This window comes from Bradyrhizobium sp. 25ACV (assembly GCF_054863005.1).
Window position 1 is genome coordinate 163,407 of sequence record NZ_JAVAYO010000011.1, and the last position, 25,776, is coordinate 189,182.

Below are 25,776 nucleotides of genomic sequence, written 5' to 3' on the forward strand. Positions count from 1 at the left end.
AGGCGGCAGTATCCGCGACGAATTTGATTCGGAGCGGAGATGACGGACGCGAATTTTCTGCGGGAGCAACTCGCGTTGGTCCGGGAGCTGGCCGAGAAATACGAGCGACGGCTCGCGGACCAGAATCGGGCGACGCAAAACCGGCTTTGACGGCCCCTCGCGCACGCCTTGGGCGAGCCGGATCAACAGAAACATCGCCTGCCCTGTTGCCTGCCCGCGCCATCACGACCATATTGCCGCCATGACAAAAAAGCCCTTCCGCCTCTCGCCCTACCAGGTGCAGTTCCTGATCGTCGTCGGCTTCGCGTCCGTCGGCTATGCGCTCTATCTGCGCTATCTTGCGATCGAGCTGTCGCAGGTCGCTCTCGCCTGCGACGCCGGGCTGCAGACGATGATCTGCAAGGCGCGGTCGGTCTCGACGGTGCTGTTCAAGAATTCGGTGTTCGGCATCGTCGCGCTGGTGGTTGCGACGCTGAACCTGATGCGGCCGTCGATCGTGCTGCTCACCGTCGGCATCATCGCCGCCGGCCTCGGCATCGTGCTCTACAATGTCGTGCTGTCGGGCCTGGCGATCGGCCTGTTCATTCTTGGGTTTGCTCGGCCCGCGCCCGCCACAGCGTAAGCGCGAATAACAGATAGATCGTGCAAGTCCACAGCGACTGCCAATTGTCGCGGCCTTCGTTGAAGAGCACGAAAACCGCCGACAGCGCCAGCACGCCCGCGAACACCGATTCCGCGATCGGACGCTGGCCGATCTGCGGCCGGTTCAGCATCAAAAGCGAGAACGGCACCACCGCCATTGTCAGCGCGGCGTAGGGGAAATCCTTGTAGCGCGGGTCGAACACGAAGCCGAGCGCCGTGGCGGCCGCGATCACGGCCGTCACCGCGAGCGTCAGGCCGAGCACGGCGGTGAGCTTCGACCATTTGCGGCCCTCGCGCGGACCGAGCAGATCGAGGAAGGTCGGAAGGCTGCGGCCGATCACCATCGCCTGCGCGCAGAAGATCGGCGACAGGATACCGGCCGCGAGCAGCGCCCCCCAGAGCAGCCAGCCGCCGATGCCGTAGCTCTCATAATAAAGCTTGTCGGCGCCGATCCCGAGCAGGCTCCCTGCCGTCGTCGCCGAGATGGCGACGCCGAGCCAGGCCGAGAAACGCGGCGTCCACGGCCGCCGGCGCAGTGTGATGAGGGCGACCGCGAACACCAGCACGGAAAGGCCCATGCCCGCGCCCATATACCATTTCCAGTACGGGAAATTGCTGATCGGCTCGCCGGGCGGATATTTCAAGCTCCGGCGCACCGAGTCGTACAGGCCCCAATAGCCGCCGACGGTGCCTTCCAGCTTGCGCTTCCACGGCTGGTCGTAGGACTCGATCAGATTGACGCGAAACTTCTGCGCCTTCGCCAGAGCCAGGATTTCCGAGACCACCCGCGCCTGATTGGTACGGGACGGCAGCGCGCCGTCGCGCATCCGCCCTTCGCTCGGCCAGCCGGTCTCGCCGATCAGGATTTCCTTGCCCGGAAACGCCACCGCCATACGCTCGCGGATCGCCTCGACATGGGCGGCGGCGAACTTCGCCTTCACCGGCATATCCTCCCAATAAGGCAGGATGTGAATGGTGACGAAGTCGACGGCGTCATAGACCTCGCGGTTCTTCAGCCAGAATTCCCAGACGTCGGCATAGGTGACGGGCACGCTGACCTGCGTCTTCACCAGGCGGATAATCGCGACGAGATCCGCCGTCGTCATCTCACCGCGCAGCAGCACCTCGTTGCCGACGATGACGGCGGTGATGATGGCGGGGAATTCCTTGGTGAGACGAATGGCGAGCGCGGCCTGCTCAAAATTCTTGCTGCGGTTGCTGGAGAGCCAGATGCCCTGCAGCACTTTCAGCCCGCCGACCTTGGCGGCGATCGCCGGCACCTGGTCGAGCCCGTTCTCCATCGAATAGGTGCGGACGCAGTCGGTGATTTCCTTGAGCTGGCGCAGATCCTGCTCGATCTGCTCGGCGTCGATATGGGTCCACGCGTTCAGCGGCGTCTGCTCGCCGCGGAACGGCGCGTAGGAGACGCATTGAACCTTCTCGGCGGGATCGATCGGGGCGCGCGCGAGCGTGATCGGCGTCGCCAACCACCACCACACGGCAGCAATCGCACCCAGTGAAACGAGCAGAAGCGCCAGTGGCGTACGAAGAGAAATCGGTTCCGTCCTCCGCGAAGGGTCCGTCGATTACCTGCTTGCACGCCGTCTGCCAAGGGGGTGTCCAAAGAGGGTGTCCAAGCGGGTGTCCAAATGCCGATCCACACTAAAGGATCCACGCCTGCCCCAAAGGAATTGGGCTGCGGCCGTTCGACCGGGGCCTAGCATCGTGACTTTGCTGGACAAAATTCCAAATACAGGTCATGGACTCCGAAAGACTTTTCCGCCGCATTGGAGACCCATTTGGACGCCATCACCGGCGCGTCCGCGGGATCCTGACGCGGACGGCCAGCGGATACATTGGGGAATTCATGCGGCAACGGGTGTTCGAGTCACGAAATGCGGTCCTGCGGCAGTTCGCCGCCACCTTGGCCGTCTCCTGCCTTCTCGTTCTCGCCGGTCTCGGTGGCGCCTCCGCCCAGAGCGGCACGCCCGCACCGGACCAGGGCAAGGCCGCCGCCCAGCCCGCCGACGCCGCCAAGGATGCGGCCCAGAACCAGCGCCGTACCGACGAATTCGCCGAAGCGGCCCAGGTCATCAGCGGCCCGGCCGGCAATCCCGAATGCGTCTGGCTCGGCCGGCGCGTGGTGCGCCTGATGTGGCGGGATGACCTCGATACCGCGTTCCGCCATCTCGACCTCTACGACCGCTTCGGCTGCCCCGGCGGCCACATCCAGGCCGCCTTCCGCTGCCTGACCCGGTTCGGCGGCCAGATCGATCCCAAGGTCGCCGAGACCCTGGACAGCCGCGTGCACGCCTGCTGGATCAACCCGGCGGCCCAGCCGCAGCAGGCGGCGGCCGCAGCGGCACAGCCGGCCGCTCCCGCTGCCAACAATGCGCAGCCGCAGCCGGCCGCCAGCCCATCGCCCGCGGCAAGCCCGACGCCGGCGCCCCAGAAATAGCCGCGATCGTTTCAGCTGTCGTTCAGGAACGATCGGCCATAGACGCCGTCGGCACCGCCGCGCGTCGTTCGAAAAAGGCCATGCCCTCATAAGGACATGAGGCCATGACAGTTGTGAAACCGTGCGGCGGAGATATGCTCCCTTTGCCGCGGACTTGGTCGGATCTCGGGGTCGGATCCGCTTCCCTGCCCCCTCAGCCCCTTCAGGTTTTGCCGCGATGCGCGTTGTCGCCGCCGTTCTGTTGCTCGTGTCTGCGCTTCACGCAGGACTATGGGGAGTCTTGCGCGACAAGGAACCCGCGCCTGATTTCAGGGGCCAGTTGCCGAGCGTCTCCTACGCGCCGTTCGAAGGCTCGGCTCACCCCGACATCGACAACATCCCGACCGTCGAGAAAATCCGCGCCGACCTGAAGACGCTGTCGACCATGACGCGCGCGATCCGCCTCTATTCGTCCACCGGCGGCGTCGAACTGGTGCCGCCGATCGCGGCCGAGTTCGGCCTCAAGGTCACCGTCGGCGCCTGGATCGACAAGGACAAGGATCGCAACGAGCGCGAGATCAAGGCCGCCATCGAGCTCGCCCGCAAGAACAGCAATGTCGTCGGCGTCGTCGTCGGCAACGAAGTGATCTACCGCGGCGAGCAGAAGGTCGAAGACCTCATCGACATGATCAAGAAGGTGAAGGGCTCGGTCCGCGTGCCCGTCACTACCGGCGAGATCTGGAACATCTGGCGCGACAATCCCGACCTCGGCTCCAGCGTCGATTTCATCGCCGCGCACGTGCTCCCCTACTGGGAAAACTTCCGCTCCGACCAGGCGGTCGACCAGGCCGTCGACCGCTACAACCTCTTGCGCAACCTGTTCCCCGGCAAGCGCATCGTGATCGCCGAGTTCGGCTGGCCGAGCCAGGGCTACAATTTGCGTAACGCCGATCCGGGTCCGTTCCAGCAGGCCCTGATCCTGCGCAACTTCGTCAGCCGCGCCGAAGCCATCGGCATGGAATACAACATCGTCGAAGCCATCGATCAGCCCTGGAAATTCTTCGAAGGCGGCGTCGGTCCGTATTGGGGCATCCTCAACGCCAGCCGCGAGCCGAAATTCGCCTGGACCGGTCCGGTCGAGAACCCCGACTATTGGAAGCTGATGGGCATCGCGCTCCTGGTCGGCATCCTGCTGTCGCTGCCGATCCTGCGGATCGAAAAGCCGACCGCGAAGCAGGCCTTCCTGCTGTCGGCGACCGCCAACGGCGTCGGCGCCTGGGCCGCGACCGTGTTCGCGTTCTGGAACAGCCATTACTTCATCTTCGGCTCGGCCTTCGCGCTGACGCTCGGCATGATCCTGCTTGTTCCGCTCGTCCTCATTGCGATGGCGCGCATCGACGAGATCGCAGCGGTCGCCTTCGGCCGGTCGCCGCAGCGGCTGCTCAGCAAGGGCAAGCCGGTCGAGAATGTTCCCGAGAATTACTGCCCGAAGGTCTCGATCCACATCCCCGCTTATTTCGAGCCGGTCGAGATGCTCAAGCAGACGCTGGATGCGCTGTCGCGGCTGAACTATCCGAACTACGAATGCGTGGTCATCATTAACAACACGCCGGATCCTGCGTTCTGGCAGCCGATCCAGGACCATTGCCGCGCGCTCGGCGAACGCTTCAAGTTCATCAACGCCGAGAAGGTGCAAGGCTTCAAAGCGGGCGCGCTGCGCATCGCGATGGACCGAACCGCCGCCGATGCCGAGATCATCGGCATCCTCGACGCCGACTATGCCGTCGATCCCGACTGGCTGAAGGATCTCGTGCCTGCGTTCGCTGATGCGCGTGTCGGCCTCGTGCAGGCGCCGCAGGAGCATCGCGACGGCGATCTGTCGATCATGCACTACATCATGAACGGCGAATATGCCGGCTTCTTCGACATCGGCATGGTCCAGCGCAACGAGGCCAACGCCATCATCGTGCACGGCACGATGTGCCTGATCCGCCGCGCGGCGATGGACATGGCCGGCGGCTGGTCGTCCGACACGATCTGCGAGGATTCAGATCTCGGCCTTGCGATCCAGGAGCTCGGCTGGACGACCCACTACACCAACCACCGCTACGGCCAGGGCCTCCTCCCCGACACCTACGAGGCCTTCAAGAAGCAGCGTCACCGCTGGGCCTATGGCGGCCTCCAAATCGTGAAGAAGCACTGGCGCTACTTCCTGCCCGGCAAGAGCCGGCTGACGCCCGACCAGAAGCGCGAATATGGCCTGGGCTGGCTGAACTGGCTGGGCGCGGAAAGCCTCGGCGTGGTCGTGGCGCTGCTCAACCTCGTCTGGGTGCCGATCGTCGCCTTCGCCGACATTGCCATCCCCGACAAGATCCTGACGCTGCCGATCATCGGCGCCTTCATCGTCTCGCTGGCGCACTTCCTGTCGATGTACCGCGCCCGCGTCGCCATCAAGCCCGGCCAAATGCTGGGCGCCATGATCGCGGCCATGAGCGTGCAGTGGACGGTGTCGCGCGCGGTGGCGCAGGGCCTCATCACCGAGCACATCGCCTTCGCCCGCACCTCCAAGGGCGGTCTGTCCAGGATGTCCATCGAGTTCCAGGCGTTCTGGGAGGCCGTGATCGGCGCCCTGCTGCTGATCGGCGCCGGCGTGCTGATCGCCTCCAACAGCTACCGCCAGATCACGGAGATCTACATCTTCGCCGGGGTGCTGGTGCTGCAGAGCCTGCCGTTCCTGGCCGCCGTCGCCATCGCCATCCTCGAGCTCAGCCGCATCAACTCGTTCCAATTCTGGCGCGACAGCGCGATCCGCACCGCCGAGCTGATCGGCCTGCGCCCGGTCGCGCTTCCGGCCCCCGGCACGCCGCAGCCCGTGCCGAACGAGGTGCGGCGGGAGGCGAAGTGACAGACCCTCATGGTGAGGAGCCCGCCAAAGCGGGCGTCTCGAACCATGCAGGCCGAGCCGGTCCGGCAACCCCTGACAGTTCGGCGTGGATGACGGCCCGCCAATTCGGGTTGAGCTTTCCGCCTTAAGCGGCGGAAACCGCGAGCAAATCGCCGCTCCTGCCAAGACTTTCAGCACCCACCCCCGCTATTGACCTCAGCGCCCCATCCCCCTACACAGCGCGGGCCGAAAGCATGATCCGGAAACAGCCGGTTTTTCCCCGCGACGCCAGCTTAAGCGTAGCGGCAAGACATGCTTCTCGAATGTCCGACCACGATGGCGATCTCTAACGTGCCATCAGCGGCCATGGGAGCGCGTAGCTCAGCCGGTAGAGCACGTGACTTTTAATCACGGGGTCCTGGGTTCGAGCCCCAGCGCGCTCACCAAAAGCCGGATCAATAGCTTCGCCAACAAGACCAACCGAACCGAAAAGCTCTGTGTGGGCACCGTGTTGGCAAATCGATTGCGCGTGAACATGAAGAACATTCCTGCGGAGTTTAAGGACATACCTGCGACGGAACTGGTTGCGCGTTATCTCGATCGCGTGGGCGCAATCATCACGGAGGCCAGGGTGAAATTTTCCAAAGGCGACCAGCCCCCGGTAGATCGTCACAGTGATCTTTGCACACCTACGGGGCGCTAGCTCGCGCGTTCCGAAGCCCAAGTAATTGATAACTCGACTCCGGCTTGCGCCGCGCTTCGATAGCGACATGCCTGGCTCTGCTCGACGCCACACGCCCACGCACGCGGACCGCCGACCGGTGAAGATCACGTTCGGCAAGATACGCGAGATGGGCTTGCAGGGCGTCGTGGTCTACCGCCACTGCGGCCATCACGTAGCGCCGATCGCTGGCCTGATGATGTCCGCCTGTCTGATATCGAGCCGCGCCTTGTCTATGCTGGCTTGGCAACCGCTGAGCCGGTGAGGCCCGGCAAGGCCGATGGCCCGCCTATCGCGGATGACGCGCAATCCCCGGCAAAGGATCGCTTCGCGTTGTCCAGGCTCCGCGATCATCCCACCATGATCTGGTTAAGATTGTTCATTCCCTTGCAGGGGAAAATTTGCCTGTGTGCGCCTTGATGTGGCTCGCCGTCAGGAGGCTATGGAGGCGTATAGCGATGGGACAAACGACCCGAATTTTGAAGCGAGCAAACGTCCTGCCCGATCTCCTGAAAATGCTTCAGGAGCTCGAGGAGCTGAGAGAAAGGGTTCGGCTCGCCGAGGCCGCCCGCGTGTTGCACTAGGCCTACGCGAAAAGTCCCCATCCTCGCGATTTCGACGCCGAGCATGGTTCGCACTCTCGTTCATGCGCAATAGAGCTCTGGTAGCTCGTCGCCGCAAACGAGCGTGCCAAATTCCGATAAACCCCAGTAGTCCCCCCGAGATGAACTCCCCGCAGCATCCGCCTATTGTGCCCTACCCTTCCAGGCATTTTGGCGATGGTTTGCGTAGCGAAAGACAGCCCGCCCGTTCTGATCTGCTCCAAGTGCGGACGGCCGATGACGTTTTTGGCTACGCTCCCCGCCATCCTCAATCTGCCTGCAGTCCATGCTTTCCAGTGCCGCCCCTGTCTGCGCGTCGACACCATTCCGCTGGAATAGCACTCGGCGCGTAAGTCGGTTTGAGCTCTTGCAAAACCCATCACTCGTTGCGATCAACGCTGCTGCGATCCGCGATCGATTATCGGAGCAATCCTCAAAATCCCGCGAAGTGACCGACCGACTTGCCTGCGATGGGTTTCGCAAATGCTCAACCCGTCCTAGGCGCTAATCCGAATCTCCCGAAGCTCAACCTGCTCAAGCAGTGCAACGCGAAGATTATCCCCGCCTTTAGAAGGCGGGAACGGCACCATCTCTGCCAAGTTATCCCGCTACCGGAGGTAACTGAAGGAGGTAGACATGCCGGTATTCATACTCTGGGCCGTCCCCACGGTGCTCGTCATCGGCGGCGTCGGCTACTATTTTCTTCGCGTCGTTCACTAGTTGAGTATTTCGGCCACGCTCGAATGCTGATGACGGTTGCCAAAGTCTAGCCGGCATTGGCATTGCCGGAAGCCCGGCGTCGACGTCATTGCCCGACGCTGGGCGGCCGCGCCAGGCGCTTCTTTGGCCGATCGGGTTTTGCCGACGATGATTTGAGTTTAGCAGTCCGGCGGATTGGTGCGGCCGGTTTGCGGTCGGCGCTACGCATCTTTTGCATTTGCTCGGCCGCGATCACGCGGGAGCGCAAATCTTCCAACTCGGAAATCCCGGAAGCTAGCTCGTCGAAACGCTGTTTCAGCACAGCGGTGTGATCACCAGTGCCCATTGTACGCCCCCTGGGCCACTCGAAGACCAACCGAGACAACCGGGAAAACTATGCAAATCGGAAATGCGGTGGCGAGGGGACAGTTCCTATTGGAAGTGCCGCGCCGTCGTCGCAGCGGCGTGCGCCGCAAAATGGCTCAACGCCCGATATCGCGAACGCGGAGAAGATCAACTTCACGGGATGCGATCGATCGGTCGGGCTATCGCCAGGGGACGGCCCCGGCCGTGGGGGGCTTCTGGGGTGGGGAGGCCGGGGCCGCTGGAGGTGCTTGGACCTTTTTGGGGAAGGCCAAAGCCACCCTAGACTAGGAAAATGCGGCAATCACTTCTGTTCGCTTTCGTACATTGCCTGTACGTTCCATTTGCGGGGAACGGAGCAATGGCCCTATGAAGGACTATCTGGCCCAGATCGAGAAACTGCGGAAAGATGCGGCCGAATGCGCCCTGATCCGCGATTTGGCAACCGATCCAGGCAAGCGCGAAATGTTCGACCGGCTTGCAAGCCACCTCACGGTCCTGGCTGATCAAGTTGAAATGGCCATGCTTGAGCGGAAGACAGCGACTGCCCCGTCTCGGCCGTAGAAAGGCGCGCCGCATTTTGAAAGACGCGCCTGCGGAAGGCTGCGCCTGCCGATGCTGCGAGATTTTCTGAGCTTGCTGCTCGCCCAGCCCGCCCCAAAAACCCGCTGACAACCCGCCGGAAACGTGTAGGATTCACCAAAACCGGAGGAACGGCATGTTTGAAATCAACGGTTTCGACACGGCGGGCGTCGTCAGTCTCAAGCGACTGTCACTCGCCGCCGCCCTCAAGAAAGCCAAAGAGCTTACAGAGGACGGGTGCTGGGACGTTCAGGTCGTTGATCCCGCCGGCCGGGTCTACACTTCCTTCGAAGAGCAGGCCGCCTAGCCGCCCCGCCCTTCGAGCCATCATCAACGCCCGCTTGCGCGGCTATCCGCCTCGGCCGACGTTTGACGAGGCGTTGTTCAGCCAGCGCAGCGTTGCATCGTCGCTCCAACCAGGGACGGCAAAGCGCGCCGGCGGACCAGCATTCGCGCGGAGCCTGTCAACCGCAGGATGGCGTGCGCGGGGGTGATGCACCGGCGCGGCATTCGCGGAGGTGCACAGCGCCAGCAGCAGACCCATGGCAAGAAGAGAGCGCATCGCATCAACTCCAATCGAGCAATCGCCCGCTGTCATCTGATGCGCCGATCGGCTCACTACAATCGAGCGCGGCTTCACAAGCTGGAGAGAAGCGCGGGCGCCTGCCCTGGTGCAATCAGCTCGCAACTGCCGCGCGCGATGCCATTGCCAGTCAACTCGTTTGGGAGCAGGCTCTCTGGAGGCGCTCAAGACGCCGCACAGGGAGCGAACCCATGAAGGAACATGGCCTGGATGGCCGCCACCGCGACAAGGATGGCGCGATCAGCAAGAAGCACGGCAACACGCTGGTCGGCACGTTGCGCAAGATCTACGGAAGGGGTTTTGCGGCCGGCTATCCCGATACGACTGCGCTCAGCGAGGTCCTGCTTCAGCTGAACGAGACGTCGCTGAGCCAGTTGCGCCGCGATCACGACACCGGGCATCTGCAGCACAAGATCGACCACGCCCCGAAGTGACGGACTGTCAGACCTGACGGCCAATTCCGGGGCGACCTCGGTCGATCAGGAAGTTGCGGTCGTCAGCTTTCCGGAGCGGCCGTCGCAGCCGGCACCGTCAGCGGAGCGCCTCCGACCGAAACTGGCCCCAGGGGCTGTGCTTCGCGAACCATCCGCTTGCGCATCGCGGCGGACAGTCCGTAGCGCGCATGCGCCCTCCGAATGGACGAGGTGACGTCCGACGTCATCGCATTTTGCAGCGTATCGATCTTCGCGATCAGCGTGGACAGCTGCGAAGATATCTTCTTCACGTCGACCCGTTCGTCCGTGATGCTCTGTCGCAGCGACAGCAGCACCATTGAATCCTGCTGCGCCAGCGCCGCATTCTGCTGCAAGGCCTGATTGTTCTCCTGCAGCGAAGCCGTGTGTTGCTGCTGGGCCGACTGAATGTCCTTCAAGGCCGCGACAACCGGATCCGGCTTCGGCACGGACGCTTCCAGGCGCGGAAGCAGTTCAACCAGGCTGCCGACGTTCAGCGACCGAAAATCGGACGGCGAGGTGTAGATGGCCGCCGCGCCGTTGATGGCCAGGGCACACACCGACAGGGCCAGGACCGATTTCCGGCTGGACTGTTTGATTGGAACCGGGGTTTCCTGGACCGCGGGTTCCTGCTCCGCTGCGGCAGCTGCAAGGGCTGCAGCGTCGAGCTCTTCAGCAAAGCTTGTCGTTTCGAAAGTCGCGGTCATTTGCATTGACCCCAGTGAGCGAGCAACAGGAAACCGCCCCTGGACCGTCCTCGCGACGACCCCTTGTACGCAGCACCCTTACACAACTGTCTAAAATTGTGAGCATTTTGGATTAATTCCACGTTAGCGGCATGGCCGGCCAACGGGCGCGGCGGCCCCGGCCGATTACGGGGCAGTCGCATACGAAGCGATGTCGCCTTTGGCCATCCTTCGAGACGCCCGCCGTTGGCGAGCCCTCAGGATGAGGACCGGATGCGCGGCACTCGTTTTTTGCGAGCACCGGTGCAGCTTAGCCTCATCCTGAGGAGACCGCGAAGCGGTCGTCTCGAAGGACGAGGCGCGCGCGCAAATAGTCGCAACCTGCCCTTCCGCCCAGGAAGAACATCTTGTGCCAGCAGCACTTAGCTACTGTGCATGGGGTTGTTTTCGCATTTTGATGCGCTCTCCCCCTCGTCCAGCACTCCGAACAGCTCCTCCATCCGCTCGCAGATTACAAACCTCGTCCGATCGGGCTCGTAGCGCGTTTGCGCGACACAATCGTTCGCCGCTCGACCTGGGCCTTGGCATCGAGCACCTTGTCTCCGGCTCGTGCGGCTCGCTGGTCTGAAAGGCTCGAGCCTCTCCCTGACTGAACATCCGAGCCAACTCCGGTGTTTCCCTGAGCCTGTGTTGCCGGCCGTAATCTGTTTTGGGAGGACGCCGAACCAGTGGCGATTTGATCCTCATTGCTCGTGCCGCTCCCAATCGCGCCGATCGGCAGGCCATTTTGGACGTGACCAGCCCCGGCATTTCTCGCGGCCTGAGCTGCCGCCCGCGACCTCGCGGGCGTGGCGGGCTGAACGTTGGGATTGGTCGGTTGGCTGTTAATGCCCAGATCTCCACCGGGGGCGGTGTCCTTCGTCCCCATCCCCGCGGGTGCGGAAGGACCTGCATTGCCCGCACTCGTCCCCATTCCAGAAGGGGCCGAGCCGCCAGCGCTACCCGGCCCCGTTCCCGTGCCCGCTCCTGCCGACCCGGCATTCGCGCCGCCTGCTTGCACCAGGGCCAACAGACATGAGCTTGCGACAATCGCGACAATGATCGGCGGAATAGCATGTGACATCGGACAATCTCCTTCGCCACACCCCAATTAACTATAATGGTGGAACAGGGATTCCGCTACGAATTCGCAGTTGTTCGCGCTGACGATCGCGCGAGCCCCTCACCCCTCGTCCAGCACCTCAAACAACTCCTCCACCCGCTCGAACGGCGCGTCCTGCATCTTGGCATGATGGACCACGCGGTCGCCGTCGCGTTGCAGTGACCGTCCCTTCGACTTCCGCAAGCGCCCGGGCAGGAAGGTTGCGGCCGCCGCTTCAGGGCCGACGTCGAGGCGAATGATTCCTCTGCGCTTGCATTCGAGCCTGAGCCTAGCCGCGGCGAAGAAGTCGCGCGCGACCTTCGGCTGCGGGCCGAAGCGGCGGGAGGTTTCCTCCTCGAGGTCTTCGAGATCGTCCTCATCGGTGCATCTTGCCGCGCGCGCATAGAGCTCGAGGCGCACCGGCTCGGACTGCACATAGGTCTCGGGCAGCATGTCCGCGACCGGCAGGTTCAGGTCAGGCACCCACACCGCCTGCCCCTCATCGAGCTTCTCAGAAGCCATCTTCAGGAGATGGCTGTAGAGCACGGGCCCGAACACCTGGACGTGGCCGGATTGTTGCTCCGAGAACAGATCGCCCGCGCCTCGCAGATCGAGGTCGCGCTCGCTGATGGCAAAGCCGGCGCCGGGCCGGCTGAACTCTTCGAGCACCGCAAGCCGCTTCTCGGATTGTCCGGACTGCGTCTCGGTCAACAGATGGGCGAAGGCGCGGATACCGCCGCGGCCGACGCGCCCGCGCAGCTGGTGCAGCTGGGCGAGGCCGAACTTCTCCGGCCAGCAGACCACGATGGTGTTGGCACGGGGAATGTCGAGGCCGCTCTCGACGATGTTGGTCGCGAGCAGGACGTCGGCCCTGCCCTCGACGAAGCTCATCATGCGGTCGTCGATCTCGTCGGCCGCTAGTCTGCCGTGCAGGCAGACGATGCGCAGGTCCGGCGCCACCGCCTGCACCCGCGCGAGCATCGGATCGAGATCCTGGATGCGCGGACAGATCAGGAAACTCTGGCCGTGCCGGCGCTGCTCGCGCAGCAGCGCGGAGGCGATCGCCGCATCCGACAGCGGCGCGATCCGGGTCGCGACCGGCAGCCGATGCACCGGGGGCGATGCGATCACGCTGAGGTCGCGGAAGCCGGCTAGGCCCGCGGCGAGCGTGCGCGGGATCGGCGTCGCGCTCATCATCAGCACATGAACATTCTTCGCGAGGCCGGACAGCTTGGCCTTCTCGGCCGCGCCAAAATGCTGCTCCTCGTCGATGATGACGAGGCCGAGATCGTCAAACTTGACGTCCTTGCCACCGAGCGCCTGCGTGCCGATCACGACCTTGATCCGGCCGCTGCGCAGTCCCTCCTTGGTCTCGCGCAGCTCCGCGCCCGAGGTCCCCCGCGACAGGTTTCCCACTTCGATGCCGAACGGCGCAAAGCGCTTCTGGAACGTTGCGACATGCTGCCGTGCCAGCACCGTCGTCGGCACCGCGATCGCGACCTGCTTGCCCGACAGCACGACGGCGGCCGCCGCACGCAGCGCCACCTCGGTCTTGCCAAAGCCGACGTCGCCGCAGATCACCCGATCCATCGGGTGGCCGGACGCAAGATCGTCCAACACGTCGGCGATCGCCTTGGCCTGGTCGGTCGTCGTGAAGTAAGGGAAACGCGCGACGAACTTCTCGTAGGCCGATCCCGGCGGAACCAGCTTGTCGCCGCGCCGCTTGCGGCGCTGGCTGATGTGCTTGGCCAGCGCCTTGCCTGCCACCTGGATTTCGCGCTCGGCCTCACCGCGGCGGGCCCACCACGTGCTGCCGTCCGCCTTGTCGAGCGAAAGCTTGCCGAGCTCTGCCGCATAAGGCCACATCAGGGCGAGATCGGGCGGCGGCACCAGCACCGCATTGTCGCCGGCGAACTTCAGGCGGATCATCTCCCGCATTGCGCCGCCGCCGGTGTTCACGGTCTGCAGGCCGTCGAGCACGCCCAATCCGCGCTGGAGGTGGACGACCACCGTGCCCTGCTCGGGCACATCGGCATGGTCGAAGGCCGCGCTCCAGGCGCGCGCCATCGGCTGCGGATGATGCGCCCGGCTGCCGAGCACGTCGGACGCCGTCACGACGACGAGAGGCTTCTTCCCCGGCATGACGAAGCCTGCATCGAGATCGGCCAGCAGCGCCGCCTCGCCGCTGCGCCCGCGCGCCGCGTCATCCCAATCTTCGCAACGCTGCGCCTTGAGGCCACTCATCCGCTCCATCACGCGCAGATCGTCCTCATGCGCTGCGGCGAGGATCAGTCGCGATCCGGCCCGGCGCGTCTCCTCGACGAAGGCACGCAGCGCCTTCCTGGTGGATGTCAGCTTCGAGAACTCCGGGACGGTCTGGAAGGACGAGGCGCGCGGCAACACCTTCATGCCCCGGGAGAGCTGCTTCCAGTCGCGCCGTCCGAGATATTCGCGCTCACGTTCCGCACGCGGCGCGGCCTCTTCGATCGTGTCAAACCAGCCGTCGGCATGCACCGGCACGCCCGCATCGGCGATCCATTTGGCGCGTCCGCAATAGTCGAACAGGCTCGCGCGCTTGCCGCGTTTGCCGGCAAGGCCAAGCCGCTCCGACATGGGATCGACCACAAGCTCCTTGGTCTCGAAGATGATCCTGTGCTCGTTCGGATCGAACGCCACGATCCGCCTGATCGCGCGATCCGAATGCTCGATCCGGAACGGCCCCAGCGCGCCGGCGGGAAAAATCTCGAAGGTCTGGCCGTGAAATAGCGCCCCACCCGGATAATCCGGCTCGTCGTCGAGATCGTATCCGAGCGCTTCGAGCTGCGTCTCGAGATCCTGTTCGGAGAACGTGCCGCCCACCTTCAGGCTCACGCTCAGACGCGACAGGCTCGCCGGCAGCGGCAGCCGCTCCATCACGGCTTCGGCCGTCGAGACGAGAAAGAGCGGCTTCTTGGATTTTGCGAGGCGCCGCAGGACCGAGGCTCTGCGCCCTGCGAGCTCGTGCGACGGCTCGAGCTGATCGAAAGGCAGAGTGTTCAAGCGCGGAAATACCAGCACCTCACAGGAGGGGTCGAGCGCGTGAATGACACTGCCGAGCCGCTCCGCCCTGTTCTCGCTCTCGGCGAGAAAAACGATGCCGCTGCGTCCGGACTGCGTCCATTGGGCAAGCAGATGGAGCGCCAGCACGCCGAGCGGCGACGAGGACGAGATCGCAGCGCGCTGCGCCGCTTTGCTCTTCCTTGACGACGTCTTGCTTGGCAGCGCCTTGCGTGGCGACGTCTTGTTCGCCGTTGTTTTGTTCGGTGACGTCTTGTGCGGTGACGCCTTCTTCGGCGGCGTCTTGGCCACCCGCGCCTTTTTGGTAAGCCTCACTTGAATCCGTTTCTGGTCGTAAGCCGTCGTCAACTGAACGCCAGCCGCCCTCATTCCGATTCGGCGACTTCTCGCCTTGCATATGGGATTTGCCCGGTGAACGCACGCCTGGTGGCAACGTTCGGCGCGGCGCCGCGATCCCGACAATTTGGCTGTTGATCGAGCTCGGGCCGGAACTAGCGCGGCGCGAGATCTGCGTCTGTCGATGCGACGCTTGGCGCGATTGTAAACATTCTGCGCCCGGAGAGAAACGAAAAACCCCAGCGCTTGGAGCCACGCTGGGGCGTTTCGAGCAAAATGAACTGGTCAAGCAATGACGTCTTCATAGCAGCGATTTCACCGCGCGCTTGTGAACTGGTTCACATACGCCAAACAAACGACCTCGGTGAGACCGAGGTCGCCAACCTTTGTGGGGAAGGTTTACTCCCAGCCTGGGGGTTTTGGGGCTTGGGGATGGGCCGGGAGCCAGGATTCGACGTTTGCCGTGCCAAGTCGTTCCAAAGTCGCCGACGGAAGTTCGCCCGCGCGGCCAATCACGCCGGAACGGGGTACCGCATTCCCCGGTTTGAGCGCGCACCCGTCGCACGCTAGGATGCCTCCTTTTACGGAGGCTCATTTGAAACCAATCTTTTTCATCGCCGCCATTGCACTGCTTGCGACGGCTCCCGCCCGCTCACAGCCGCTGGTCGATCCCAACAAGGTTGCTCCCGAATTCCGCGAGGCGGCCGAGAAGCGCCGGGCCGAGCAGTTGCGCCAGCGCGAATGCGCGCTGAAGGCGGATCTCGAGAAAGTGCTGCCCAGGGATCGCACCGCCTTTCTCAACCAGTGCCTGGACACGATGGCGGCCAAGCAATAGCGGCTGACCGTTTTCCAACCGGCTGTTCCGCCGCCGGCCGCGGCCGATGGCGCTTGCCCGCGCGGTCTGCGAGCATTTCGCCACAAAGGCATTCAGGCTTTCTTCAGACATTTGGGATCATCTGACGATCCATTTCCCAAAATCATTGTTGTCCGCGCATGAGTTCAGTCCAGATTCAGTGCACGCGGTGCAAGAACGTGTTTCGCGATCGCGCCGGGCGGTTGCAGGACGGCTATTCCAGACAATGTCCGAGCTGCGAAGTGGTGCTGTTCTTCGCCGAGGATTCCCAGCATCCCTTCGTCAAGCGCGCGATGCGCGATGCGCGCAAGGTCCGCAAGGAGATGCGCGAGGCCGCGAAGCTTGCTGCGCCCGAACCGCAGGGGCAGCAGTCGAGGAGGTTCGCCGGACGAACACGATCGGCGGGACGCGAGGACTAGCTCACCTTCCGCCTCTGCTTCCTCGGAAACAGGCGGTCGCGGATATAGCGCGAGGTCGGCGTCAGACGGATGCCGCGCGGCTTCTGCCAGGCGGCGCGGTCGATCTCCTTCTTGTCGCCGATCGCCAGCCTGCCCTTGGCTGTCTTGGCGATGAAGATCGCGTCGCTCATCTTGCGACCGGAGCGCTTGTTCCTCGCCGTCACTTCCTTCCAGAGGCTGATCCTGCCGAGCTTCAGCTTGGGCAGCTCCTCCCTGATCTCACGCCGCAGGCAGTCCTTGTCGGACTCTCGCGCGCGCTTGCGGCCGCCCGGGAACATCCACAGGCCGTCCGACCGGCGTCTGACCAACAAGACCTTGCCGCGCCGCGCGGCAACCAGTTTGGAAGACTTCGCCATTGCTGCCGTCATTGAAACCAGAATCGTCCCGATCGTAACTTGTCTAGTCGAACAGACAAGTTCCCGGCACGTTTTGATCACAGGCCGCGATCCCTCGGGTCCTGGCGACACGGCGGAAAGATCGCGCCGATCGAGGCAAGATCACCCCTCGGCCGCTCCCGCCCGATCCTCGGTCCTGATCCAGGCCATCATCATCTCCCAGGCCACCGACAGGATGATCGGCCCGATGAACAGGCCGACGATGCCGTGGGCCAGCGTGCCGCCGATGACGCCGACGAAGATCACGATGGTCGGCGTGGTCAGGCCGCGCCCCATCACGAGCGGCTTCAACATGGTGTCGAGGAAGCCGACCACGACGAGAAACACGGTGAGCAGCAGCGCCGTGGTGACGTCCTTGGCGGTCCAGATCCAGATGATGACAGGCAGCAGCACGAGGAAGGCGCCGATCTGCACGATCGAGAGCAGCAGCACGATGAAGGCGAGAAGGCCGGCGCTCGGCACCGCGGCGAGCTTGAAGCCGATGCCGGCGAGCAGCGCCTGCACGATCGCGACGCCGATCACGCCCTGCGCCACGGCGCGGATGGTCGCGCCCGCGAGCGACAGGAAATGCTCGGTCTGCTCGGGCACGATGCGAAACAGGAAACCGCGGCTGGCCGCGACCAGCCGCGGCCCATGTGGAAACAAAAAGCCGGCCACGAACACCGACACCAGGAACTGGAGCGTGCCGACGCCGGCATCGCCCGCGAGCGACAGCAGCGGGCCCGCTAGCGGCTGGAGATACGGCGCCACCTCGCGTACCACCGCGCGGACGTTGGTGTAGGCCTGGTCCCAGAGCTCGTAGAGCAAGGGGCCGACCAGCGGCCACGATTTGAGCTGCTCGGGCGCGGCCTGAAGGGCCAGATCGCCGGTGCCGAGCTGATGCGCCAGCTCACGCACGCCGTCCACCGCGCTGATGCCGAGCCAGGTCGCCGGGCCAATGACGATGCCGAGCGTGATCAGGGTCAGGATCACTGCTGCGGTCTTGGGTCGGCCGCCGAGGATTTTTGCGACCCAGCTGAAGGCCGGATAGAACGCGACCGCGAGCACGCCGCTCCAGGCCAGGATCGGCACGAACGGGCGGATGATCAGGAAGGTCCAGATGATCAGCAGGGCGAGCAGGCCGAGCCGGATCACGAGCTGGATGACATCCTCTCCCGTCAGGAGCTGACGGAGACTTTTCACGGGCACAGCTTTCCTTGCGGCATGAACGCAACTTCCGGTGCTTGCGAGGTCTAGCCGTTATTGCCAGCAACGCATCCGGCGTCAAGGCGACTGGAACTGCCGGGGCCCACGATTAGGAACACATCGGGGCCATCCCGCATTCGAAAGACGATGACAGACCCTCCCGGAGAATCCGATGCACGCGCGGGAATGCACCGCGGTGTCCGCTATTCCCTGAGGCCGAACGCCGCGCCGGGCTATTGGCAATATGCCTATGCGATCGGCGCCAGGGTCCGCTCCGGACGGGTGCAAGGCAGGCTGCGGCAGCTCGCGGTCAGGCGGGTGCAGATGCGCATCGACCGGGATATGCGAAGCGGCAGCTGATCCGGCTGCGGGGCCGCGCCGATCTCGCATGGCCCGCGATGGCGGCCGGGCGTGGCTAACGCCCGTTAACCGGATTTCCCTGCCCCGGTTTACGCCGCTGCAAACGCCCGTGACTACCGTGGGTCGAGGTCAACAAAAAGCATTCCGTCAAATGGCCAACAGCATCTGGACGATCGAAGAATTCACCTGTGCAGGTTGCGGCATGAACTACACCGCGACCAGGGAAGAGCACAGCGAAGCCCACACCGGCAGCTTCAAATGCAGCATCTGTAGCGGCGTGGTGCACGCCTGGTCCGGCAAGCATCATTTCTTCGGCTGGCAGGCGGTGAAGACACGGCCACCCGTGTTCGGCAGGCGCTGGGCCGACGTCGAGTGGTAGGCTGTCCACGGCGCCGTGATTGCGCCGCGCCGGTCATCCCGGACGGACCGGTGGATCGGCCGAATTGCACCGGTACTGTTTGGACTCCGTTCACCGATCGCCGCTAGATCAGGACGGATCCTCCGCGCCGAACAGCAGACATGGCCGACCTCAACGCCGTCCTTACCAGGCTCAACGACCGCCTGCTCCGCCTCGAGGGCGAGCTGTTCGTGCTGCGCTCGCTGGCGCGCGCGACGCTGACGGCGGGCGACGACCATGCGGCGCGGATGCGCAAGCTGGTCGAAGCCGCAAAGATCGCGCTCGACGACGAAGCCAAGCGCCCGCTCGACAAGCCGACACGCAAATATGTCGATGCGGCCACCGCGCTGGTGGAGGAATTGCTGGTCGAGCCGACCCCGGCTCGGCCGCTGTTCACGGTGATCGACGGCGGCCGGCGCGACTGAGCGCGCCGGGCTCAGCACGGCGATCGATCACCGCCCGTACATGCCGGGCGCGCGTGCGCCGTTCGGAAAGCACTGGCCGCGCGAATAGTTGTAATCGTAGCCGTCGGGACAGAGCCCGCCGCGTCGTCCGTAGGCTTCGGAACGCCCGTAAGCGCCGGGCCCGTGCGCCCCGTTCGGATAGCAGCTGCCGTTCGAGTAATTGTAGTCGTAGCCGTGCGGACAGAGGCCGCCGCCGCGTTGGCGTCCGTAGTATTCGTGCGGCCCGGGATTCCGCGTGTAGACACCCGGCGCATGATAGTCGTTGGGGTAGCAGCGGCCGTTCGAGTGGTTGAAATCATAGCCGTCCGGGCATCGTCCGCCCGGAGCAGCCCTGAACTGAACTTGCTCCACCATGGGCTCAGGCGATGCCGCAGGCACGGTTGCAAATGCCAGCAGGCCGGCCAGCGCAAGCTCGATCATGACGTCTCCTCCAAAATCACGGGGACAAGCCTAGCAGGATTCGTGTCCCACGAAACGACCCGGGGATTGAGACATGGCCGGCCTGAACCATGCATGAACCGGTCTCGGACTGCGACGATGCGTCGTCCCCAACCCACGCGAGAGCCCGCCTCGCCCCCCGTTAGACCGTTTTGGAATTTTCCGCCTTGAGCCGGCTGAGTCCTGCCTCGATGATCGCGATCTCCTCGTCGATCTGGCCAATCGGCAGGCTGAAATCATAGCCGGACCTGCTCTTCAGATCGACCGCAAGCCGCTGCCTGTGCATCATCAGCTCGTCGAGCCCGCGCCGGTTCTTCAGCCGCACATAGCTGTCGACGATCTGCTCAATTGCGCTCGGCATGAAATCTGTCCCGGCGAAAAGGGCCGCGCGGCGCACAAAGGCCAGCGGGACAATTTCGGTGTCGCGGTACGCAATACAAATCCGCGACGGATTCGTCGATACGCCAGGCTGGTTGAGATCGCGTTACCATTCGATGATTTCGTGATGGGTGGCAGGAAAAGGCCGCTGGCGGTTACGCCAGCGGCCAAAGCCGGGTTCGAAAACGGATGCGGGTTGAAATGTCGCCAGCCCCGGTAGGCGCATATCTAGCAGCCGGCCGGAAATACCTCTGTTAAAAACCAAACACAGGAACCGATTTTATCGCCTGCTTGCAGGCCCATCGTGGCCGCACGGCAACGCTAAAGCATGATCCGGAAAAGTGCGCAGCGGTTTTCCGAAAAGATCATGCTTAAACAACAACCCAAAGCGCGATGACGATTCATCCTAATCGCATCGCGCTTTAATCCGTGACGCAGAAATAGGTGCGCGGATATCTGCGATAGGCGCCGTAGCGATAGTAAGGCCGGTACGCGTAGCCGCGATAGAGCGCCGGCGGCTCCTCACCGTAATAGGCACCGTGATAGAAGTTGGTGACCGTCCCTCCGGCGCAACGATAGGCGTCCCAGGTCGGCCCCACGAACGGCGCGACCCCGGTCTCCGGCGGCACAGCAGGGTACGGCCCGCCGGCATGAGCCGGATGAGCTACGATCAGTGTCGCGAAAAGGAAAAGCCAGGCGCCTCGCATGCACTCGCTCCCGAGCCGTGCAATGCAGGTATGGAGCACTGGAACGGTAGCCTGCGCAATCGCGAAATCCGTCGCGCCCGCGCCGGCAGATTGTTGATAACCGGCGCAAACGCTGCGCGGGTGGTGACAGGGCGTCCGGACGTGTTATCGGGGGATGACGCAGTTGCGAGACCGGATCGGACACCCATGCGCATTACCCTCGTCGGCTCCCGCCATTTCGGCGTGACCACCCTGAACATGCTCCGGGAGCACAGCGTCTCGGTCGTCCGGGTCGTCGTCGCCGATGCCGAGGATCGGCTCGCCGCGACCGCCAAGGCGGCCGGCATCGAGGTCGCGGTCCAGGCCAATCCGAAGCTGGTGGTAGCCTCGGAGATTGCCCCCGATACCGACCTGATCATCACGGCGCACAGCCACGCCCGGATCGGCAAGGACGCGCTCGCCGCCGCCAAGTTCGGCGGGATCGGCTATCACCCCTCGCTGCTGCCACGCCATCGCGGCAAGGCCGCCGTGGAATGGACTATCAAGGAAGGCGATCCGATCGCCGGCGGCACGATCTATCATCTCGCCGATCGCATGGACGCCGGCGCCATCGCCGCCCAGGACTGGTGCTTCGTGAAGAAGGGCGAGACCGCCCGCGAGCTCTGGGAGCGCGCGCTCGCTCCGCTCGGCCTTAAATTGCTGGCCGACGTGATCGATTATGCCAAGGTCCACAAGGCGCTGCCGTCCAAGACTCAGGACGAGCAGTTCGCCACCTCTGCACCGAGTCTCTCCTGACGTTTACCCTTAATGTGAAGGGGCCTTGATTCCGCTTAGAAAATCGGAATCGGGAACGCAAATAAACCATTGTTTCCACAGGAACAATTTTCGATTTGGCATTGCAACAAATTTCCGTCACATTTCGTCCGAATAAGCGTCAGCATATCAGACAAATTCAAGGACGGAATTCATGCGTTTTGGTCGCATCGCGGCGTTCTGTACCGCTTCAGTTTTGACCGGCACCCTCGCCGCTCCCGCCCTCGCCCAGAGCCCCTATGACGGCAACTGGCAGGTCGTCATCGTCACCAAGAGCGGCACCTGCGAGCCGACCGCAAGCTCCATGCTGACGGTTGCCGACGGCCGGATCACCGCGCCCGGCGCTAACGTTTCCGGCACCATCGGCAGCGGGGGACTTGTGAAAGTTTCGATCAATGGTGCATATGCCAACGGTCAACTCAGCGGCAACGCCGGATCGGGGAAGTGGAATGGAGCATCTGCAGGCATACCGTGCAGCGGGCGGTGGGAAGCATCGCGCCAATAAACCAATTGAGGCTCGCGCCCGGAACCGGCGGCTGCTGATCGCGGCCGCCGTTTTGTTTGCGGCAGCAATCGCCAACACCGAAAGCATGGCCCAGGCGGGCCCCTTCGCGGCGCTGGCAGGTACCTGGAGCGGCGGCGGCGTCGTCACCCTGGACGACGGCTCGACCGAGCGGATCCGCTGCCGGGCCAAATACGCCCCGATCGGACCGACCATGGAGATGTCGCTGACCTGCGCCAGCGACGCCTACAAGTTCAACCTCGGAGCCAACGTCAAGGCTGAAGGCGGCGCGATCGCCGGCAGCTGGTCCGAAGCCAGCCGCAACATCTCTGGCTCGCTTCAGGGCCGCGGTGCCGGCGGAAACTACGAGCTCGTCGCCTCGACCGCCGGCTTCAACGCCAACCTCTCGCTGAAGACGTCCGGCAACAAGCAGAACGTCTCGATCCGCGCGGACAGCCAGTTCCGCGGCGCCAATATCTCGCTGTCGAAGTAAGACCGTAGAGTGACACGGCAGTCGATCCGGCGAGCGCGCCGGGTCGATTTTTTTATGCGCCGGGCACGAACGCCGTGACCTCGATCTCGACCTTGGCCCGCTCGTCCACGAGGCCGCCGATATAGAGCAGCGTCGAAGGCGGGAAATTGCGTCCGAGCGTTTCCTTCCAGGCGGCGCCGATACCGGCACCGGCTGCTTCATATTCGCTGCGGCTGGTCAGGTACCAGGTCAGGCGGACGATGTGCTCGGGGCCGGCGCCGGCCTCGGCCAGAAGCTTGATGATCCGCTTCAGCGCGGTCGCGACCTGCGCCGCCATGTCGGGCGCGTAATTGCCGGCCTCATCGCCGCCGGTCTGGCCGGCCAGAACCACCCAGCGGCCCGGCCCTTCCGTCACGACGCCATGAGAAAAACCGCGCGGCTTCTTCCAGTCGGCCGGCTGCAAGATTTGCATGAGCGAAGATCTCCCTTTTCTTGTTGTTCGTTGATGCCTTAGCACATCGCGCTGCATCGCTGCATCCGCAGATTTGGCCGTTGCAAACGGCGGCGATGTCGTCGATACCGGCCGTCCTTTCACATTCCATCCACCAGCACCCTGCCCCCAAACCCCTGCCCAATGAGCGCGACACCGTCCAAAACGATGGCTGCATTGTGGATGGCCGGCTGGCTGTCGCTGATGCTGGTCATGGCGGTTGCCGGGCGCGAGACCACGCGCGAGCTCAACGTCTTCCAGATCATGGAAGTGCGTTCGGTGATCGGTCTCACGCTGCTCCTGCCGCTCATCTACCGCGCCGGCGGCTTCAAGTCGGTCGCGACCAAACGCCTGCCGCAGCACCTTGCACGCAATGGGGTCCACTATTTCGCGCAGCTCGGCTGGTTCTACGCACTGACGCTGATCGGAATCGGGCAGGTCGTGGCGATCGAGTTCACCATGCCGATCTGGACTGCGGTGCTGGCCGCAACGTTCCTGTCTGAACGCATGACGGTCTGGAAGATCGCCGCCGTCGCGCTCGGTATCGTCGGCGTCGTCATGATCGTGCGGCCCGCCACCAGCGAGATCAATCCGGGCCAACTGATCGCGCTCGGGGCTGCAATCGGCTTCAGCGTCTCGATGATCCTGGCGAAGTCGCTGACCAGGACCGAGAGCGCCTTGTCGATCCTGTTCTGGATGATCATCGTGCAGATGGTCGTGGGCCTGCTGCCGACATTCGCCGTCTGGACCTGGCCGTCAGCCTACCTTTGGGGATGGCTCTTCGTCATCGGTGTCTGCGGCACTTTCTCGCACTATTGCCTTGCCAGCGCGCTCCGACATGCCGACGCAACGATCGTGGTTCCCATGGACTTCCTCCGGGTTCCACTGACTGCGACGGCCGGCTGGCTGCTGTATTCCGAGCGGCTCGACGCCTGGACCGTGCTCGGCGCTGTGCTGATCCTGTGCGGCAATCTCCTGAATTTGAAGCCGGCCTCAGCGGTTCCTGCCCGCGCGCGGTGAACCTCGCGCAGCCTCGCGCGACAAAACAAAGCGGCCGTGTGATTTGGATCACGTTGGGAAGCATTCCCATCGTGCACATTCGGCCACACAGCGGCGGGTTGCACGCAACGGACCGCCGTTTCGGTGGCGCGAAGTCGGGCACTTCGTGTAGGTTCGTTGCCAATTCGTTGCTGCCTGCAATTCGATTCTGGGGATTTCAGAATGCGCTATCTCACCCTCCTCGCTTCGCTCATGTGCGTGGCACTGTCGGTCAGTGCCGCGAAGGCCGACCGTCGTGTCGCCTTCGTCGTCGGCAACGGCTCCTACAAGAACGTCGCACAATTGCCGAACCCGCCGATCGACGCCAAGGCGATGGCGTCGACGCTGCGCAATGTCGGCTTCGAGGTGATCGAAGGATCCAATCTCAGCCGCGACCAGATGACGGAGAAGCTGCTCGACTTCGGGCGCAAGGCGCAGGGCTCCGATATCGCGCTGTTCTATTATGCCGGTCACGGCATCGCCGTCAGCGGCACCAATTACCTGCTGCCCGTCGACGCCGACATCAAGTCGGAGATGGACGTCAAGCTGGGCGCCGCCATCAACATCGACCTGACCCTCGAGCAGACCATGGGCGATGCCAAGGTCAAGCTAGTCTTCCTCGACGCCTGCCGCGACAATCCGTTCGCCGCCAAGATCAAGTCGAACTCCGCGACGCGCAGCGTCAACGTGCAGAGCGGTCTCGCCGAGATGAAATCCGGCGAAGGCACTCTCATCGCGTTCGCCACCGGCCCCGGCCAGACCGCGCTCGACGGCCAGGAGGGCAACAACAGCCCGTTCACCCGTGCGCTGATCGACAACATCACCAAGCCCGGCATCGAGATCCAGCAGGCGATGACGTCGGTGCGCGCCCAGGTCAATGAAGAGACCCGCAAGGGTCAGCTGCCCTGGGGCCACACCAACCTGACCGGCTCGGTCTATCTCAACCAGGCTCCGACAACCCAGGTCGCCAACGCGGCGCCGACCGCTTCCGGCATCGTGCCGGCGGCGAGCGGCAGCTCGGATGGCGTCGAGCTCGAATATTGGCGCTCGGTGAAAGAGTCCAACAAGCCGGAAGAGCTCAACGCCTATCTCTCCGCTTATCCGAACGGTCAGTTCAAGGCGCTGGCGCTGGCACGCCTCGCGGCCATCAAGAGCGGCCCCTCGACCGCGACGCGCACCCTCAACGCCGGCGTCGATCCCGCGACCTTCACCGACGAAGCCACCCAGCTCACGGAGGATCAGATCGGCCTCGACAAGACCCAGCGCCGCGACGTGCAACGTCGTCTCACCGGGCTCGGCTTCGATACCAAGCAGACCGGCGTGTTCAGCGATGAGACCCGGACCGTGCTCAAGCGCTGGCAGGCCGCGCGCGGCTATCCCTCTTCGGGTTACCTCAACAAGCACCAGCACAAGGCCCTGATCTCGGAGGTCCAGGCCGCCCCGCCGACCGCGAGCGACACCAGCCAGAAGGCGGCCCGCCGTGCCGCCGCGCCCGCAGGCAGCAGCGCACCGGCACCGGCACCGGCTCCCCAGCGCAGCAATCCCGGCGATGCCGCCGGCGCGGCGTTCGTGGGTGGCGTCGTCGGTGGCATGATGGGCGGCATGTTCCGCCGCTGAGATGCGGTGAGATTGAAAACACAAAAGCCCGGCTCGCGCCGGGCT

Annotated in this window: 27 protein-coding genes and 1 tRNA gene; 18 read left to right on the forward strand and 10 right to left on the reverse strand. The window is 64.0% G+C overall.

Features of this window, described 5'->3' with window-relative positions:
• The first annotated feature begins 241 nt into the window (after positions 1-241).
• Positions 242-622: a hypothetical protein gene (locus tag RAD04_RS24915; protein WP_018317956.1), complete on the forward strand. Its 381-nt coding sequence runs from the start codon at positions 242-244 to the stop codon at positions 620-622.
• Here the strand turns inward: RAD04_RS24915 and RAD04_RS24920 are convergent.
• Entirely contained in the window at positions 582-2,141 is a 1,560-nt protein-coding gene (locus RAD04_RS24920; protein WP_461625882.1) for a glycoside hydrolase family 17 protein, read from the reverse strand. The two genes, RAD04_RS24915 and RAD04_RS24920, sit on opposite strands and share 41 nt — an antisense overlap.
• Positions 2,142-2,509: 368 nt before the next feature.
• On the opposite strand from RAD04_RS24920, the gene RAD04_RS24925 reads away from it, so the two are divergent.
• The 4 genes from RAD04_RS24925 to RAD04_RS24940 all read left to right on the forward strand — a co-directional run bounded on the left by RAD04_RS24925 (position 2,510) and on the right by RAD04_RS24940 (position 6,949).
• On the forward strand, positions 2,510-3,100 hold the full coding sequence (locus tag RAD04_RS24925; protein WP_028144541.1) for a hypothetical protein: 591 nt from the start codon (positions 2,510-2,512) through the stop codon (positions 3,098-3,100).
• A gap of 217 nt (positions 3,101-3,317) precedes the next feature.
• Complete coding sequence (locus RAD04_RS24930; RefSeq protein WP_461625883.1) at positions 3,318-5,984, forward strand: glycosyltransferase; 2,667 nt, start codon at positions 3,318-3,320, stop codon at positions 5,982-5,984.
• Between the two features lie 349 nt (positions 5,985-6,333).
• Positions 6,334-6,409 (forward strand) — tRNA-Lys (locus tag RAD04_RS24935).
• A 375-nt stretch (positions 6,410-6,784) separates the two neighbouring features.
• Positions 6,785-6,949 (forward strand): hypothetical protein, encoded by a 165-nt coding sequence (locus RAD04_RS24940; protein ID WP_461625884.1) that lies wholly within the window; start codon positions 6,785-6,787, stop codon positions 6,947-6,949.
• A 1,142-nt stretch (positions 6,950-8,091) separates the two neighbouring features.
• On the opposite strand, the gene RAD04_RS24945 is transcribed toward RAD04_RS24940, so the two are convergent.
• On the reverse strand, positions 8,092-8,331 hold the full coding sequence (locus tag RAD04_RS24945; RefSeq protein ID WP_461625885.1) for a hypothetical protein: 240 nt from the start codon (positions 8,329-8,331) through the stop codon (positions 8,092-8,094).
• Positions 8,332-8,717: 386 nt separating this feature from the next.
• On the opposite strand from RAD04_RS24945, the gene RAD04_RS24950 reads away from it, so the two are divergent.
• From RAD04_RS24950 to RAD04_RS24960, 3 genes are all read left to right on the forward strand, one after another.
• Positions 8,718-8,912: a hypothetical protein gene (locus RAD04_RS24950; RefSeq protein ID WP_461625886.1), complete on the forward strand. Its 195-nt coding sequence runs from the start codon at positions 8,718-8,720 to the stop codon at positions 8,910-8,912.
• 154 nt (positions 8,913-9,066) lie between these two features.
• On the forward strand, positions 9,067-9,237 hold the full coding sequence (locus tag RAD04_RS24955; RefSeq protein WP_018317950.1) for a hypothetical protein: 171 nt from the start codon (positions 9,067-9,069) through the stop codon (positions 9,235-9,237).
• 467 nt (positions 9,238-9,704) lie between these two features.
• A complete protein-coding gene (locus RAD04_RS24960) occupies positions 9,705-9,947 on the forward strand; it encodes a hypothetical protein (RefSeq protein WP_461625887.1) in 243 nt (80 codons plus the stop codon).
• 62 nt (positions 9,948-10,009) lie between these two features.
• Here the strand turns inward: RAD04_RS24960 and RAD04_RS24965 are convergent, their stop codons facing one another.
• Together RAD04_RS24965 and RAD04_RS24970 are read right to left on the reverse strand one after the other, a co-directional pair.
• On the reverse strand, positions 10,010-10,678 hold the full coding sequence (locus RAD04_RS24965; RefSeq protein WP_461625888.1) for a hypothetical protein: 669 nt from the start codon (positions 10,676-10,678) through the stop codon (positions 10,010-10,012).
• 1,195 nt (positions 10,679-11,873) lie between these two features.
• Positions 11,874-14,978 (reverse strand): DEAD/DEAH box helicase, encoded by a 3,105-nt coding sequence (locus tag RAD04_RS24970; RefSeq protein ID WP_461625952.1) that lies wholly within the window; start codon positions 14,976-14,978, stop codon positions 11,874-11,876.
• An 802-nt stretch (positions 14,979-15,780) separates the two neighbouring features.
• Between RAD04_RS24970 and RAD04_RS24975 the strand changes: the two genes are divergently transcribed.
• Together RAD04_RS24975 and RAD04_RS24980 are read left to right on the forward strand one after the other, a co-directional pair.
• Positions 15,781-16,020 carry a hypothetical protein gene (locus RAD04_RS24975; protein WP_028144534.1) on the forward strand — a complete coding sequence of 80 codons (240 nt, stop codon included), beginning with the start codon at positions 15,781-15,783 and terminating at the stop codon, positions 16,018-16,020.
• Positions 16,021-16,178: 158 nt separating this feature from the next.
• On the forward strand, positions 16,179-16,457 hold the full coding sequence (locus tag RAD04_RS24980) for a hypothetical protein (protein WP_461625889.1): 279 nt from the start codon (positions 16,179-16,181) through the stop codon (positions 16,455-16,457).
• Here RAD04_RS24980 and RAD04_RS24985 read toward each other — a convergent pair.
• A complete protein-coding gene (locus tag RAD04_RS24985; RefSeq protein ID WP_165637610.1) occupies positions 16,454-16,852 on the reverse strand; it encodes an NUDIX hydrolase in 399 nt (132 codons plus the stop codon). The genes RAD04_RS24980 and RAD04_RS24985 overlap by 4 nt on opposite strands.
• Positions 16,853-16,993: 141 nt before the next feature.
• Positions 16,994-18,073, reverse strand: coding sequence for an AI-2E family transporter (locus tag RAD04_RS24990; RefSeq protein WP_370092373.1), 1,080 nt, complete (start codon positions 18,071-18,073; stop codon positions 16,994-16,996).
• Between the two features lie 150 nt (positions 18,074-18,223).
• Here RAD04_RS24990 and RAD04_RS24995 point away from each other — a divergent pair, with 150 nt between their 5' ends.
• The 3 genes from RAD04_RS24995 (at position 18,224) to RAD04_RS25005 (ending at position 19,258) form a co-directional block, all read left to right on the forward strand.
• Positions 18,224-18,436, forward strand: coding sequence for a hypothetical protein (locus tag RAD04_RS24995; protein ID WP_461625890.1), 213 nt, complete (start codon positions 18,224-18,226; stop codon positions 18,434-18,436).
• A gap of 151 nt (positions 18,437-18,587) precedes the next feature.
• Positions 18,588-18,815 carry a hypothetical protein gene (locus tag RAD04_RS25000; protein ID WP_028144530.1) on the forward strand — a complete coding sequence of 76 codons (228 nt, stop codon included), beginning with the start codon at positions 18,588-18,590 and terminating at the stop codon, positions 18,813-18,815.
• Between the two features lie 140 nt (positions 18,816-18,955).
• Positions 18,956-19,258, forward strand: a complete 303-nt coding sequence (locus RAD04_RS25005; RefSeq protein WP_018317940.1) for a hypothetical protein — start codon at positions 18,956-18,958, stop codon at positions 19,256-19,258.
• Positions 19,259-19,285: 27 nt separating this feature from the next.
• Here RAD04_RS25005 and RAD04_RS25010 read toward each other — a convergent pair whose 3' ends face one another.
• The 3 genes from RAD04_RS25010 to RAD04_RS25020 form a co-directional block, all read right to left on the reverse strand.
• Entirely contained in the window at positions 19,286-19,717 is a 432-nt protein-coding gene (locus RAD04_RS25010) for a hypothetical protein (RefSeq protein WP_091963407.1), read from the reverse strand.
• A 160-nt stretch (positions 19,718-19,877) separates the two neighbouring features.
• Complete coding sequence (locus RAD04_RS25015) at positions 19,878-20,096, reverse strand: hypothetical protein (protein WP_091963404.1); 219 nt, start codon at positions 20,094-20,096, stop codon at positions 19,878-19,880.
• A 439-nt stretch (positions 20,097-20,535) separates the two neighbouring features.
• Positions 20,536-20,820: a hypothetical protein gene (locus RAD04_RS25020; RefSeq protein ID WP_091963402.1), complete on the reverse strand. Its 285-nt coding sequence runs from the start codon at positions 20,818-20,820 to the stop codon at positions 20,536-20,538.
• Between the two features lie 186 nt (positions 20,821-21,006).
• On the opposite strand from RAD04_RS25020, the gene RAD04_RS25025 reads away from it, so the two are divergent.
• From RAD04_RS25025 to RAD04_RS25035, 3 genes are all read left to right on the forward strand, one after another.
• Entirely contained in the window at positions 21,007-21,594 is a 588-nt protein-coding gene (locus tag RAD04_RS25025; RefSeq protein ID WP_461618854.1) for a formyltransferase family protein, read from the forward strand.
• A 172-nt stretch (positions 21,595-21,766) separates the two neighbouring features.
• Positions 21,767-22,117 carry a hypothetical protein gene (locus RAD04_RS25030; RefSeq protein WP_461625891.1) on the forward strand — a complete coding sequence of 117 codons (351 nt, stop codon included), beginning with the start codon at positions 21,767-21,769 and terminating at the stop codon, positions 22,115-22,117.
• On the forward strand, positions 22,062-22,607 hold the full coding sequence (locus tag RAD04_RS25035; protein ID WP_461625892.1) for a hypothetical protein: 546 nt from the start codon (positions 22,062-22,064) through the stop codon (positions 22,605-22,607). Before RAD04_RS25030 ends, RAD04_RS25035 begins: the two co-directional genes overlap by 56 nt.
• 52 nt (positions 22,608-22,659) lie before the next feature.
• Here RAD04_RS25035 and RAD04_RS25040 read toward each other — a convergent pair whose 3' ends face one another.
• Positions 22,660-23,058 (reverse strand): RidA family protein, encoded by a 399-nt coding sequence (locus tag RAD04_RS25040; protein ID WP_461618857.1) that lies wholly within the window; start codon positions 23,056-23,058, stop codon positions 22,660-22,662.
• A 162-nt stretch (positions 23,059-23,220) separates the two neighbouring features.
• On the opposite strand from RAD04_RS25040, the gene RAD04_RS25045 reads away from it, so the two are divergent.
• Both RAD04_RS25045 and RAD04_RS25050 read left to right on the forward strand, forming a co-directional pair.
• Positions 23,221-24,096 carry a DMT family transporter gene (locus tag RAD04_RS25045; protein WP_461625893.1) on the forward strand — a complete coding sequence of 292 codons (876 nt, stop codon included), beginning with the start codon at positions 23,221-23,223 and terminating at the stop codon, positions 24,094-24,096.
• A gap of 201 nt (positions 24,097-24,297) precedes the next feature.
• Positions 24,298-25,731 carry a caspase family protein gene (locus RAD04_RS25050; RefSeq protein WP_461625894.1) on the forward strand — a complete coding sequence of 478 codons (1,434 nt, stop codon included), beginning with the start codon at positions 24,298-24,300 and terminating at the stop codon, positions 25,729-25,731.
• The last annotated feature ends 45 nt before the right edge of the window (positions 25,732-25,776 follow it).